General features: G+C 28.2%; 15 protein-coding genes. 10 read left to right on the top strand and 5 right to left on the bottom strand.

The annotated features are described in order from the left end of the window. Positions 1-79: 79 nt before the first annotated feature. Genes Q0714_RS05220 through Q0714_RS05200 form a run of 5 tightly spaced genes read left to right on the top strand, consistent with a single transcriptional unit; the run spans position 80 to position 4,083 of the window. The gene (locus Q0714_RS05220) at positions 80-1,111 is read left to right on the top strand and encodes a bifunctional oligoribonuclease/PAP phosphatase NrnA (RefSeq protein WP_298263274.1); all 1,032 of its coding nucleotides are present in this window, start codon (positions 80-82) and stop codon (positions 1,109-1,111) included. After that, the gene (gene gldI / locus Q0714_RS05215; RefSeq protein ID WP_298263273.1) at positions 1,083-1,646 is read left to right on the top strand and encodes a gliding motility-associated peptidyl-prolyl isomerase GldI; all 564 of its coding nucleotides are present in this window, start codon (positions 1,083-1,085) and stop codon (positions 1,644-1,646) included. The genes Q0714_RS05220 and gldI overlap by 29 nt, the downstream gene beginning before the upstream one ends. Further along, positions 1,633-2,361: an FKBP-type peptidyl-prolyl cis-trans isomerase gene (locus Q0714_RS05210; protein ID WP_298263272.1), complete on the top strand. Its 729-nt coding sequence runs from the start codon at positions 1,633-1,635 to the stop codon at positions 2,359-2,361. The genes gldI and Q0714_RS05210 overlap by 14 nt, the downstream gene beginning before the upstream one ends. A 25-nt stretch (positions 2,362-2,386) precedes the next feature. Next, on the top strand, positions 2,387-3,502 hold the full coding sequence (locus tag Q0714_RS05205; protein WP_298263271.1) for a peptidylprolyl isomerase: 1,116 nt from the start codon (positions 2,387-2,389) through the stop codon (positions 3,500-3,502). Positions 3,503-3,516: 14 nt separating this feature from the next. Further along, positions 3,517-4,083 (top strand): phosphatase PAP2 family protein, encoded by a 567-nt coding sequence (locus tag Q0714_RS05200; protein WP_298263270.1) that lies wholly within the window; start codon positions 3,517-3,519, stop codon positions 4,081-4,083. On the opposite strand, the gene Q0714_RS05195 is transcribed toward Q0714_RS05200, so the two are convergent. The 5 genes from Q0714_RS05195 to Q0714_RS05175 are packed head-to-tail and all read right to left on the bottom strand — an operon-like array spanning position 4,076 to position 9,372. Beyond that, on the bottom strand, positions 4,076-4,744 hold the full coding sequence (locus Q0714_RS05195; RefSeq protein ID WP_298263268.1) for a hypothetical protein: 669 nt from the start codon (positions 4,742-4,744) through the stop codon (positions 4,076-4,078). The two genes, Q0714_RS05200 and Q0714_RS05195, sit on opposite strands and share 8 nt — an antisense overlap. A gap of 12 nt (positions 4,745-4,756) precedes the next feature. Beyond that, positions 4,757-6,382 carry a glycosyltransferase gene (locus Q0714_RS05190; RefSeq protein WP_298263267.1) on the bottom strand — a complete coding sequence of 542 codons (1,626 nt, stop codon included), beginning with the start codon at positions 6,380-6,382 and terminating at the stop codon, positions 4,757-4,759. Positions 6,383-6,393: 11 nt separating this feature from the next. Continuing rightward, the gene (locus Q0714_RS05185; protein ID WP_298263266.1) at positions 6,394-8,022 is read right to left on the bottom strand and encodes a glycosyltransferase family 39 protein; all 1,629 of its coding nucleotides are present in this window, start codon (positions 8,020-8,022) and stop codon (positions 6,394-6,396) included. Positions 8,023-8,038: 16 nt separating this feature from the next. Next, the gene (locus Q0714_RS05180) at positions 8,039-8,659 is read right to left on the bottom strand and encodes a lipid-A-disaccharide synthase N-terminal domain-containing protein (protein WP_298263265.1); all 621 of its coding nucleotides are present in this window, start codon (positions 8,657-8,659) and stop codon (positions 8,039-8,041) included. Further along, a complete protein-coding gene (locus tag Q0714_RS05175; protein ID WP_298263264.1) occupies positions 8,659-9,372 on the bottom strand; it encodes a glycosyltransferase in 714 nt (237 codons plus the stop codon). The genes Q0714_RS05180 and Q0714_RS05175 overlap by 1 nt, the downstream gene beginning before the upstream one ends. A 151-nt stretch (positions 9,373-9,523) precedes the next feature. Here Q0714_RS05175 and Q0714_RS05170 point away from each other — a divergent pair, with 151 nt between their 5' ends. The 5 genes from Q0714_RS05170 (at position 9,524) to yidD (ending at position 13,918) form a co-directional block, all read left to right on the top strand. Continuing rightward, on the top strand, positions 9,524-10,069 hold the full coding sequence (locus Q0714_RS05170; protein WP_298263263.1) for a sigma-70 family RNA polymerase sigma factor: 546 nt from the start codon (positions 9,524-9,526) through the stop codon (positions 10,067-10,069). Then, a complete protein-coding gene (locus Q0714_RS05165; RefSeq protein ID WP_298263262.1) occupies positions 10,062-10,619 on the top strand; it encodes a hypothetical protein in 558 nt (185 codons plus the stop codon). The genes Q0714_RS05170 and Q0714_RS05165 overlap by 8 nt, the downstream gene beginning before the upstream one ends. Next, entirely contained in the window at positions 10,600-12,084 is a 1,485-nt protein-coding gene (locus Q0714_RS05160) for a hypothetical protein (protein ID WP_298263260.1), read from the top strand. The genes Q0714_RS05165 and Q0714_RS05160 overlap by 20 nt, the downstream gene beginning before the upstream one ends. 102 nt (positions 12,085-12,186) lie before the next feature. Continuing rightward, complete coding sequence (cysS, locus tag Q0714_RS05155) at positions 12,187-13,665, top strand: cysteine--tRNA ligase (protein WP_298263259.1); 1,479 nt, start codon at positions 12,187-12,189, stop codon at positions 13,663-13,665. Then, complete coding sequence (gene yidD, locus Q0714_RS05150; RefSeq protein WP_298263258.1) at positions 13,631-13,918, top strand: membrane protein insertion efficiency factor YidD; 288 nt, start codon at positions 13,631-13,633, stop codon at positions 13,916-13,918. The genes cysS and yidD overlap by 35 nt, the downstream gene beginning before the upstream one ends. The last annotated feature ends 40 nt before the right edge of the window (positions 13,919-13,958 follow it).

Below are 13,958 nucleotides of genomic sequence, written 5' to 3'. Positions count from 1 at the left end.
GTAACTTTAGTTCAATTTTAACAAATATACGTTGGTTCAACCAAAAAGTAATGTTAATATATTGTATATTCGCAACCTTATGAAAAAAAGTGATATTAGTGAAGTTAGCGCATTGTTAGCTACACCACAAAATATAGTAATTGTTCCACATAAAAACCCAGATGGTGATGCTATTGGTGCATGTTTAGCGATGTATCATTATCTCAATCTTAAGGGACATAAAGCTACGGTTGTGAGCCCAAATGATTATCCAAACTTTTTAAAATGGCTACCAGGCTCTAAAGAGGTCTATAAATTTGATATGCAAAATAGACAGTCAAAAAAAGCCATCGATGAAGCTGCTATTATTTTTTTATTAGATTTTAATGCTTTACATCGTGTAGGATCTGATATGGAGAATACACTTAAAGATTTTAAAGGGGATTTTATAATGATAGATCACCATCAAGAACCAGAGGCTGTTGCAAAATTTTTATTTTCAGATACTTCAATTTGTTCTACCTGTCAAATGGTATATCATTTTTTAGAAATGTTAGAGGATGAAGATTCAATTAATAAAGAAATTGCAACTTGTTTGTATACTGGGATAATGACTGATACGGGGTCTTTTAGATTTCCTTCAACTACAAGTACAACTCATCTAATTATTGCAAATTTAATTGATAAAGGAGCTAATAATGCTATAATACATAACAATGTATATGATACCAATTCTTATGGCAGATTGCAATTGTTGGGTAGAGCATTAAGTAATTTGGTTGTTATAGATCAATTAAAAACGGCTTATATAACTTTAACACAAGATGAATTAAATGAGTTCAGTTTTCAGAAAGGTGATACTGAAGGAATTGTGAATTATGGCTTGTCTTTAGATGGAATTGTTTTTGCAGCAATATTTATAGAAGATACCGATCAGCAGATTATAAAAATTTCTTTTAGATCCAAAGGAAGTTTTTCAGTTAATAAATTTGCTAGAGAACATTTTAATGGAGGAGGGCACGATAATGCGGCAGGTGGAAGGACAGAAATTTCATTAGATGCTACCGTGTCTAAGTTTTTAAGTATCTTGCCAAATTATCAACATGAATTATACAATTCTTATGAAAAATAGTTTTTTCTATTTTATAGCAATCTTACTTTTAGTTTCTTGTGTAAACCCAACACCTAGAAAGCCGGTAACTCAAAAAACTTCTTCTTTTATGAAAGAATCGGTTTCAATAAATAAAAAAATTATTGAACTAGAAGAAGAAGCAATAAAGGATGTTATTAAAAAAGACTCTTTAAGTAATTACACAAATTCTGCCAATGGATTTTGGTATAAATACAATGTGCAATCTAACGAATCCTATTTGCCACAAATAGGCGATCAATTATTTTATACCTGTGAAATAGCAGATTTAAATAATACAATTATTTATAGTTCAGATGAGCTTGGCATACAAAAATATATAGTAGATAAGCAAGAATTGCCCGAAGGACTTAGAAATGGGTTAAAACTTATGAAAGTTGGTGATAATGTTACCTTTCTATTCCCATCACATAAAATTTATGGTTATTTGGGTGACAATAATAAAATAGGAATTAATCAACCATTAATTTATAACGTTCAATTAAATAAAATAAATAAGCAAAATGAAATCAATTAAGTTTTTAGTAGTATTTACAACTGTTTTAATGTTTGTTGCTTGCAACAATCCAAAAATTAAAAATTCTTTAGATACAGAAGAAGAAAGAGCAAGTTATGCCTTAGGTTTAGATATAGCTAGCAAGTTAAAAGGTAATTTTCCAGATGTAGATAGAGATCTTTTTATACAAGGTGTCATTAGTGGAATTGATTCAACAAACTTATTAATAGAACCTCAACAAGTTGAAACTATTTTGAGAGAATTTTTTCAAAAGAAACAAGAAGAAGCTCGTAAAAAACAACAAGAAGAAGCAATTAAAAAAGCTGAAGAAGAATTTGGAAGCGTAAAAGAAGAAGGGTTAAAGTTTTTAGAAGAAAATAAAAAAAATGAAAATGTAAAAGTTACTGAAAGCGGTTTACAATACATTGTTTTAAAAGAAGGTACTGGTGAAAAACCTTCTGCAACTTCTAAAGTTAAAGTACATTACCATGGTACATTAATTGATGGAACTGTTTTTGATAGTTCTGTTGAAAAAGGCAATCCATTAGAATTTTTTGCCAATAGAGTTATAAAAGGTTGGACCGAAGGTTTACAATTAATGAGCGTTGGCTCAAAATACAAATTCTTTATTCCTCAAGAATTGGGTTATGGAGCATTTCCAAGACAAGGAGGAAAAATTAGACCTTTTGATGTTTTGATTTTTGAAGTTGAATTATTAGATATTGTAAAAAAATAAGATCTTTTAATTAAAATGTATAGGTATGAAATTAGTTAAAATAACTTCAATCATTCTTTTTACACTATTTGCTGTGTCTTGTAAACCCACAAAATATGCAGGTTTAGATGATGGTTTGTATGCAAATATGGAAACCAATAAAGGAAACATATTATTAAAATTAGAGTTTGAAAAAACGCCAATAACGGTAGCAAATTTTGTTTCTTTGGCTGAAGGTGAAAATAATTTTATTGTGGATTCACTTAAAGGGAAGCCTTACTATAATGGAGTAATATTTCATAGAGTTATTAAAGATTTTATGATTCAAACTGGAGACCCAACTGGAACTGGTTCTGGAAGCCCTGGTTATAAATTTGATGATGAATTTCCAAAAGATGATGATGGAAACCTACTTTTAAAACATGATAAAGCTGGAATTTTATCCATGGCAAATTCTGGTCCCGCCACCAATGGAAGTCAATTTTTTATAACGCATAAAGAAACTTCTTGGCTAAATGGGAAGCATACCGTATTTGGAGAGGTAATTGAAGGACAAAATGTTGTTGATTCTATCATAAAGAATGATACAATAAAAACGGTAAGTATTATTAAAATTGGTAAAGCTGCTAAAAAATTCAAGGCAAAACAAAAATTTGATGAATACTTTGAAAATCGTGGAGCTAGAGAAAAAGCTAAAGAAGAACGTTTAGCTAAAATTTTAGCTGAAACAAAAGCTAAGTTCGATGAATTTCTTCCTAAAGCAACAGAATTACCTTCAGGATTAAAATATGTTATTACAGAAACTAAAAATGGAGTAAAGCCTAACGCAGGAGTAAATGTTAAAGTAGCTTGCGCAGGTTATTTTACTGATGGGAAGTTATTTTGGACCACTTGGAAAGAGTTGGCTGAGAAATATGAAATGTTTGACCATCGTCAAGATGATGCAGGAGCATATGCACCATTTAATGCGGTTTACAGTAATGAAGCTAAATTAATTGCAGGTTTTAAAGAAGGTTTACAAAAAATGAATGTTGGAGATAAAGCACTAATTTTTATCCCATCACATTTAGGATATGGACCTCAAGGAGCAGGAAAGGTGATTCCTCCAAATTCTGATTTGGTTTTTGAGGTGGAATTGGTAGAAATAATCACCAACGAATAAATTTTTCAATATTAATGTTTGACTCACTGATAGAAAAAGATATAGAATTATTTTTATACCTAAATAATTTAGGAACATTGCAATGGGATGGCTTTTGGTTATTTATAACGGATAAATACAAAGCCATCCCTTTGTATATAGTTTTACTTTATATTACATTCAAACAGTTTGGATTCAAAAAAACAATTTTAGTCCTATTTTTTGTAATAGTTCTTATAACTATTTCCGACCAAACGAGTAATTTATTTAAATATGGTTTTAAGCGGTTAAGACCTTGTCATGATGAAAGTCTAATAAATTTAATGAGATTGGTTAAAGAACGTTGCGGAGGGTTGTATTCTTATTTTTCTGCTCATGCAGGAAACTCTATGGCAATTGCAGTTTTTTTTGGTTTAATTTTAAAACCAACAATTAAATTAAAAGCCATTTTTCTAATTTTTTGGGCACTATTAGTAGCCTATAGTAGGGTGTATATAGGCGTTCATTTTCCTTTAGATGTTTTAACAGGCATCTTTTTTGGAATTTTATATGGAACTCTTATGTATTGGATGTTTAATTTTTTTGAAAAAAGAATTAATTAGTTTCGTAAATTTCTTTATTAAAAGGATTTAAGAAAATTAAAAAGAAAATAACTCCAAAAGCAAGTTCGTATAATTCCCATTTTCTATTTGAACTTATAAAAACTAAAATGGCAGTTGTTAGTAAAAAGGCAATTGTTTGATGCCATTTTACTATAGGTACTGCAAAATTGTCTACCAGTTTTTTAATTCCAGCAAATTTTCTATAAATAAAAGGTAGAATTAATAAATAAATAATTAAAATAACAGTTAACAATTGACTGAAAATAAGTTTATTTATTTTTTTTCCATTCACAACCATATTGTGTAAATTGGTTTCAGCTTGCGCATTATTTTCTTTAAAATATGCTGATGATTCAATATTGAAAATTCTTTGCCCCCAAGAAATTTCTTCACCTGCACCAAATATAAACACAAAAGCGATAGCTAATATACCAAGTTTCCAAAGTATTTTTTTTGTTTTTTGAAGTTTAATAAATCTGCTAAATAAAAGAATGCTTGAACAAAAAAGTAACAAAGCAGTACCGTATTCAACAAAGCCATCCTCTTTGGTGTAAACCTCATCAAAGTAAGTTAAATTTGAATTTGCATAATAAATACCAAATCCAAAAATAATAATTAAAAAAATGTAGGCTATTTTATCTACTAATGTAAGTGTTTTCATAAGTCAAAAGTACTATTTTTTTGATACTAAATAGAATTGTCGAATCAATCTTTCTTTATTTTTTGCGCCAAAATTTAAATTGTAGGTATCTAATAATTTAAAAGTATATTTATTAGCTAATTTCAATTTTATAAATTCAACATCTTTATTCATCAATAAGATTCCAAAATTATTTTCAGCAGGTATATCCAAAACATCATTTTTATAAATATTTTTAATTTTCCCATTATAGTCCCATAAAAGTTCAGGGGTTAATTCACCAATAGAATAACTTTTAATATCATTTTTTAATTCAATTGTATGCAATTTATTAATTGAATTATATGCTTGGTTTTTAGTAAAATGTTTTGAGATTGGTAAACCGAAAAGAAAAAGAGTTACCATAAAAAAAACAGTGATATAAAATACTTTTTGAATATCTTTTCGGAATAAATTTTTAAGAATTAAAAAACTTAAAAGAATTGAACTACAACTTAAACAGATAAAGCTGATTAAATAATTTGTTATATTTTCTTTTAAAGTTAAAAGAAGAATAATTGGAACTGAAATTGCAATAACACTAATTAAACTGAAGTTAAAATATACAGGAATACGCTCTTTCTTTGAATTAAAATTTTTAAAATAATCGATAAGGTATTGTATGTAAAAACCTGTATTTAAAGCTAAAGGTATTAATACAGGAACTAAGTAACGTGGTTTTTTTTCAGGGATAATAGACAATAAAATTACGGCGCTTATGGTCCACCAAAATGTAAATTTATAGGCTTTTTTATGATTTACACGTTTAATTAAATAAGGATAAATTAAACTTATAAATGCAGGAATTGTCCATAAACCAGTTTGAGTAAAAAAACTCCAATAGTAATAAAATGGTTTAACATTATAACTGCTCCAATTTCCAGTTTCTTTAGAAGCAATTTCTAAAAAAGCATTGGCATCTGCAATTCGCACATAAATAAACCACCAACCACCTATAATTATAAAAAGTAGAATATGAATTAAAAAAGGAATTAATTTTCTTTTAAAATTTTCATATTTATAAACAAAACTATAGGAGATTATGAAAGGTAAAAATAATGCATATAATGATACGGGGCCTTTACTCATAATGGATAATCCTATAAATAAAGCTGAAAATAAAGCGTTTTTCCAAAAGAAAGTTTTCTCATTAAAAAAACAAAAAAGATAGTATAATCCTGCTAACATAAATCCATGTGTAAAAATATCCCATGGAGCTTCATTAATAATTGCAAAAATATAAAATGAGGTGATGAGGATTAAACTATTTTGTAAACTCTGTTTTTTGGAGAATGTTAATTTTAGTGATAAAAAATAAGCAAAAACACCTAAAAATAATACCATTAAAGCAGCAGGTAAACGAAGCGCAAATAGACTATTAACCCCAAATATCAATCCTGAAAAAGCTGTAAGCCAAGTTGGTAGTGGAGGTTTTTGATACCTTGCTTCTCCATTCATAGTTGTTAAAAACCAATTACCATCATTAATCATTTCTCTAGAAGTAATAAAATTTCTAGCCTCCATTATGGTAACATTAAGTATGTTTAAATGAATTAGAAGCATAAAAATAACCACTAAAAACAATACAATTAAAGGGTATTTTTCAACAAGTTTTAGCATTTTTTAATGTATTAATAAAACACTTCAAATTTACCGAAATCTTTTTGATGTTTTAGGTTGTTTTTTAAAGTTAATAACGTATCGGGCAAAATATCTTTTTTTCTTTTGATTAAGAAAATAGAATCTTTAGAAGTAAAATTTAAAAGCCTTGCACGATCAATTGGATCAAAATAATTGATTAAATGTTTTTTCCAAAGTTTATTTGTTTCAAATTGAACTTCACGCTGTGTTGTGTATTTTCCATGATTGATAGTAGTGATATTATCTCCTAAATAAAAAGATAAAGAGGGTAGAAGGTAATTATAGACTAAAATTTCATGCTCTTGCTTATGGGTCTCTTTAATGAAATTTACAATAGGTTTTACGGAGTTTATTTTTAATTCATTTTCTGTAAAAATATGGTTAGAAGAGATAATAATAGTACCTATAAAAATAACTGCCAAATAGGTTGGTTTAAGATAATTTTTAGGAGAAATTTTTTTATAAATAAGCAATGAAATTATTACAGAGATTGTAAATAGGATTAATGAAACAGATAGGTTAATTTCAATACCATCACTTTTAATAATTGAAATAATTACTAAAGAGGTACATATTAAGCCAATTAAAATTAAAAATAAAATGGATAAATTTTGAATTCCTTTTTTAGAACTCGTACTTAAATATTTAGCAGAAAAAATAGCTAAAATAAAATAAAGCGGAAGAATGTATAAAATTAGTTTTGATGTGGATAATGATAAAATTATAAATAAAATAGAAAAGGTAACTAACAAGATAAAATCAGTACTTTTTTTTGTAATTATTATTTTAAAATTCTTTTTAAAATAAAGGATCAAATAAAATACCCATGGAAGTCCTACAAGTGGTATTAAAACGAGATAATACCAAATAGGCTTTTCTCTATTAAATTTGTTTTTGGAAATTCGTTCAACAATTTGAGTGTTTAAAAAATAGTCGAGTAAGCCTTCATTTTTATAAATTACAGCAAGATACCAACTTAATGAAACTACTGAAAATAATAAAAATCCTAAAATTTGATGTATGGATATTTCAATTTTGTTTTTATGTACTATTTTGTACGTTATAATAAATGTTAAAGGAACTATAAAACCCACAGGGCCTTTTGTTTCAAAAATAAGTCCTAGGAATAGATAAAATAAGTATAAAAAATAGGGTTTAGATTGTTCCCTATATTGCAACCAAAAATATATGGAGCCTAATATAAAAGTTGTTAAATAAGCATCAGTAGTAAGGTTTCTAACTGCAATGATAACTATTGGAAAAGAAAAATAAATAAGGGTAGCAGCAAAAGCTATCTTTTCCTTTTTATATAACAATAATGTAATTTTAAACACAAATAAAAGCTGTAAAATAAGAGCAACTTGCATAAAAAAGCGAGCGCCAAACTCATTGATTCCAAAGAGTTGATATCCTAAAGCGGTTAAATAATAAGTAACAGGAGGTTTATGTAAATGCTTAATTCCCAAAAGAACAGGGTTAATAAAGTCTCCTTTGACAAACATTTCTTTAGCAATTTCAGCATATCTAGCTTCGCTACTAAAGGTTAACCCCCAACTACCTAATTTAAAAATGAGTATGACAAAAACAATACTTAGAAAAATGTATAATTTGTGTTTCATACTTGAATTTTAGTTATCAGATTTGCTTTTTTAAAATAAAAATATTTCTCGTATATATAAATGAACCCATCAAATGTCCTATAAGAAGAACAGGATCTTTTCTTAAAATGGCATAAGCTAAAATCATTAACGAACCGATAAGACTCAGTAACCAAAACCCAAAAGGTAATGATGATTCTTTATTTTTTTCAGAATAAATCCATTGATATACAAAACGCAATGTAAAAATAATTTGAGCAACGATTCCTAGTAAAAGTAACCAAAGGGGAATAGCTTCATTTCTAAAAAGCTTTTCTATATCATAGGTATTGTTATTATGTCCGTAAATTACAAGTATGATAGGGAATATCCATAAAAACCATCTTAATAATTTTGGGGTTTTTTGCCATTCACCTTGCAATTGTAAATTTCTTATATAAATAAAATATGTAAGTATTTGTCCTAGCATAATCGCAAAATCATCACGTAAGTAGCCGTAAACAAACAACATAAATGAAGCTAATAAACTGAGCTTCCAAAATAAAGAAGGAGTTAAAACTTTTTTGTTTTTTTCAGATAAAATCCATTGCAGTACTAACCTTCCCGAAAAAAGTAATTGGGCTAAAAATCCTATGGTATAAATAATCCAGTTGCTCATTAACTCTTTTTGGCAATAGAATAATTAATGTATTTCTTTTTCATCCATACATAAGCAAAACAATCCATTAAAGGGCCTAAAAGCCTATTCCATAAACCGTATTTAGCTTCACCAGCAATTCTAGGAAAGTGTTGTACAGGTATTTGTTTAATTTTACCGTTTTGTAGTAAAATCATTGCAGGTAAAAAGCGATGTAAGCCTTTAAACATAGGGATGTTTTTAGCATAGGAAGTTTTTATAACTTTTAAAGGGCAACCTGTATCATCCATTCCGTCATGGGTAAAAGCTCGTCTAATTCCATTTGCTATTGTTGATGACATATTTTTTACAAATGAATCTTTTCTATTTGCTCTAACTCCAGTAACTAAATCATAGTTTCCAATTTCCTTTAGTAATAAATTAAAGTCTTCAGGAGCCGTTTGTAAATCAGAATCAATATAGCCAACGAGTTCAGTATCTGTATTTTTAAATCCAGCAGTAATAGCAGCACTTAACCCACAGTTTTTTTCAAATTGAATAAATTTAAAATCATGATTATTTGTACAAATAGCTTCAATAAGCTCTTGGCTTTTATCTTTGCTTCCGTCATTTACAAATAAAACTTTGGTTTTTTTTATGGCAATTTTTATGTATTTGGATAATTCTTCTTCTACACGTTTTAAATTGTCTTCTTCGTTGTACACCGGTACAACTATAGTAAATTGGTAGCTCATTTTAGCTTGATAATTTTAGTAGTTTTAAGAACGCTTTTAACAGTTTTTTTAATAAGCTTCTAAAAATTTTGGTAAATTTAAAATATTTATTTAGATAATTGTGCCACACTTAATACAATGTTTCGTCTTTATAACTGAAGTAACCAACTAAATGAGTAAAACAGTTTCATTAAATCAACAAATTGTAGAAGATTGCAAACTCAATAAAGCAAAAGCTCAAATGCTTTTGTACGATAATTATTGCGATGCAATGTATATAATTGCGCAACGGTATGTGAAAGATAGTTTTATTGCTGAAGATGTAATGCAAGATGCTTTTATAAAAGTATTTAAAAACATCAAAAAGTTTAAAGGTGAAGTTACTATAGGTGCCTGGATAAAAAAAATTGTTATTAATCAATGCATTGATTATTTGAAAAAGAGAAAAATTGAACTAGTTTCTATTGACGAATCGAAACTTACAATAGCCGATGATGATTGGACTGTTGAAGATGAAGTAACTATTAAAAAAATTACTTCTGCTATAAATAGTTTGCCAGACAAGTATAAAGTTGTTTTGAATTTATATTTAATTGAAGGCTATGATCATCAGGAAATTGCACAAGTATTAAACATTACAGAGGTAGCATCTCGATCACAGTTAATGAGAGGTAAAAACAAATTAAAAAATCAATTAAAAGCAGTTAATTATGCCTAAAGATTTAAAAGAAATGTTTCAAAATAATATTGAAAACACTAGTAAATTATCTGAAAATCACAGAGCTAAGTTTGAGGCTAAATTGCAAAAGGAATTGCATGCCACTAAAAAGAATAACTCTTATGTTCTTAAAATAGCTGCTTCATTTTTAGTTTTAATAGGGTTAAGCGCTTCATTATTTTATTTTTCAAATGAAAAAGATTCGTTAGTAACTTCTGTAGCAAAAATTGAAAGTTTAGGCAGTATTTCTCCTGAATTGAAAACTATTGAAAATTATTATTTAGCAAGTATTCAGTCTGAGATAGTTACTTTAGAAGAAACTCCTGAAAATAAAGAATTACTTGACGGCTATTTTAAAAAAATAAGTGAATTAACAGAAGATTATAAAGAGCTTACTAATGAATTAAATACCGAAGGTTTAAACGAGAAAACTATTAATGCTTTAATTGAAAACTTGCAATTGCGTTTAAAACTATTGTACCAATTAAAAGCACAATTAAACGAATTAAAAAAACTTAACATAACAAATAATGAAAACGTTCAAATATAAATTAACCCTAATATTACTATTTTTTGCAGTAATAGCTCAAGCACAAAAGTTTGATAAAAAGATCAATGAAAGTTTTAAGGTAAATTCAGATGTTACCCTTAAAATTGATGCCACACAAACAGATGTTGAAATTGAAACTTGGAATAGAAATGTAGTTGGTATAGAAGCTATAATGGAAGTGGAAGGTGCAACTAAGGAAGAAGCAACCAAAATTTTGAAAAATTGGAATTTTGAAGCCTTAGGAAATAAACATAAAGTGGAAGTAATTTCTATGTCAAATCATATGAATTTTAATTTTGATTTCCCTGAAATTGATATTCAATTTCCTCATATTGAGTTTCCAGAACTGAAATTTGCAGAATTTGAATTTCCTGAAATGCCCGAAATGCCAGAGATCCCTGAAATACCTGAAATTGAGTTTGATTATCAAGCCTATAAAAAAGATTCTACATATTTAAAAAAATACAAATTAAAAGTAGCAAAACAGGTTGAGAAGTTTAAAAATAGCGACTGGAAAAAAAAGATTGATTCTTTTAGAAATTCAGAAGAATTTAAAAGAAATATAGAAGAGTATAAAAAAGCTTCTAAAGAAATGGCTAAAGAAATGAAAGAGCTTAGAAATTCTGAAGAGTTTAAAAGAGCCATCAGTGATGCAAAAAGAGCTGCTGCTGAAGTAAAAAAAGAAATGCTTGAAAATAAAGAACTATGGAGAAAGCAGGCTGAAGAGGCAAAACATGCAAGTAAAGTTGCACTAGAAATAGTTGAAAAAATGAAAAAAGAGGGTACTTTAGATTCTCTTCAAAACTATGGTAAAAATGTGTATTTTAATTATAAAGCAACCAGTAATTCTAAAATAAAAATTAAAAAATATTTAAAGATTAAAGTTCCTAAAAAAGCAACTTTTGATTTAAATGTTAGACATGGGAAAGTTACCATCCCAGAATCTAATAAGAAAATGTCTGCTCATGTGTCTTATAGTAACTTTATAGGGGGTGTTATCACTGGAGAAACCAATAATTTAACGTTTTCAAATTCACCTGTAAGTATTGTGGCTTTAAACTCAAGTACCATAACTTTAAAAAATGTTCCAAACGCTAAGTTTGGAACATTTGAAAATGTTAATTTATTCTCAAATTCATCGGATGTAATTTTAGAGGAAGTTGGAAATGATGTTTCATTGAGTCAAAAATTTGGAACGATTCAAGTAAATAATACAGCTCCAAATTTTAACAGGCTTAATATAATTTTAGATTATGCCACAGCATCATTAGATTTATCAAACACTTCTTTTTTATATCAAATAAACTCAAAAAAATCTAACTTAGAATTTGATAAGGTAATGTTAAAGTCTAACAAAAAAGTAGTAGATGGTGTGCAGATTTTAGACGGATATTCTCAAGATTCTGAATCGTTAAATAAATTATTTTTAACCGCTGTTTTTAGTTCAGTTAATTTAAAAAACTAAATTCAATTCTTCATTTTATATGCGATTAAAACCTTAATCGTATAAATTTTTCCATTAGGGATTTGTTCTTATCTTTACAACTTCAAACTTAAGAATAAATTAATGGAATTATACAAAACAAATCAGCTAAAAATATACAATTCTTTAAGCAAAACTAAAGAAGTTTTTAAACCTGTAATAGAAGGTAAAGTGGGGATGTATGTTTGTGGCCCTACTGTTTATAGCAATGTGCATTTAGGAAATGTTAGAACCTTTATGTCTTTTGATATGATTTTCCGTTATTTAAAACACTTAGGGTACAAAGTGCGTTATGTGCGCAATATTACCGATGCAGGTCATTTAGAAAACGATGCCGATGCTGGAGAAGATAGAATTGCTAAAAAAGCGCGTTTAGAAGAAATTGAACCAATGGAAGTTGTACAACGCTACACAGTTGATTTTCATGAAACATTACAAAAAATAAACAATTTACCACCAAGTATAGAGCCAACGGCTACTGGACATATAGTTGAACAAATAGAAATTATTAAAGATATTTTAGAAAAAGGTCTAGCTTACGAGGTTAATGGTTCTGTTTATTTTGATGTGTTAAAATACAATGAAAATGAACATTATGGAATTCTTTCAGGCAGAAACATTGAAGATTCTATTCATAATACACGTGAATTAGATGGGCAAAGTGAAAAGAAAAATCCACAAGATTTTGCCTTATGGAAAAAAGCAGATGAACGTCATATTATGCGTTGGCCATCACCTTGGAGCAATGGTTTTCCAGGTTGGCATTTAGAATGCTCTGCGATGAGTACTAAATATTTAGGCGAAACTTTTGATATTCACGGTGGTGGAATGGATTTGAAATTTCCGCATCATGAATGTGAAATAGCGCAGTCCAAAACTAAAAATGGAGTGGAACCAGTAAATTATTGGATGCATGCAAATATGTTGATTTTAAATGGTCAAAAAATGGCCAAATCAACTGGGAATTATATTTTACCAAATGAAATATTTTCAGGAGATAATAAAATTTTAAGCAAAGCATTTTCTCCAAGTGCCACTCGTTTTTTTATGCTACAAGCTAATTATAGAAGTATTTTAGATTTCACCAATACGGGTTTAGAAGCTGCTGAAAAAGGCTATATCAAATTAATGGAAGCTTTAAGCAATATAGATAAAATTGAAGTTAGTAAAGAATCTTCAATTGATATTAAAGCGTGGAAACAAAAATGTTACGATGCTATGAATGATGATTTTAATACACCAGTTTTAATCGCTAATTTATTTGAGGCTGTAAAATTTGTAAATCTTTTAATAGAAAAGAAAGCTACTATTTCAACCGAAGATTTAGCAGTATTTAAAGCAACTTTAAATGCTTTTGTTTTTGATGTTTTAGGATTAAAAAATGAACTTAAAGAAGATAGTTCAGATAAATTATCGGGCGTTGTTTCTATGCTAATTAAAATGCGAAAAGATGCACGTGACAATAAAGATTGGGCATTGTCCGATAAGATTAGAGATGAATTAGCTGCTCTAGGTATTCAGTTAAAAGATGGAAAAGAAGGAACTACTTTTTCAATCAATTAATTTGAAAAGTTTTACTAAAATATTAGCGATTCCTTTTATTTGGCTAGTACGTTTTTATCAAGCAGCGATTTCGCCATACACGCCATCAGCTTGCAGGTATTCCCCAACTTGCTCTAGTTATACATTAGAAGCATTAAAAGTACACGGAATTTTTAAAGGTGGTTGGTTGGCTATTAAAAGAATAGGTAGCTGTCATCCTTGGGGTGGAAGTGGTTACGATCCCGTTCCTGAAAAGGAGGATTTAAAAAAATGATTTTTTAAAAATTAATTCAACAATTAAATTAAATTTACAG

The organism is uncultured Lutibacter sp. (genome assembly GCF_947493565.1).
GTDB classification, from domain to species: domain Bacteria; phylum Bacteroidota; class Bacteroidia; order Flavobacteriales; family Flavobacteriaceae; genus Lutibacter; species Lutibacter aestuarii.
Note: the sequence above shows the minus strand (reverse complement) of the source record. Positions and strands in the feature narration are given on the sequence as shown.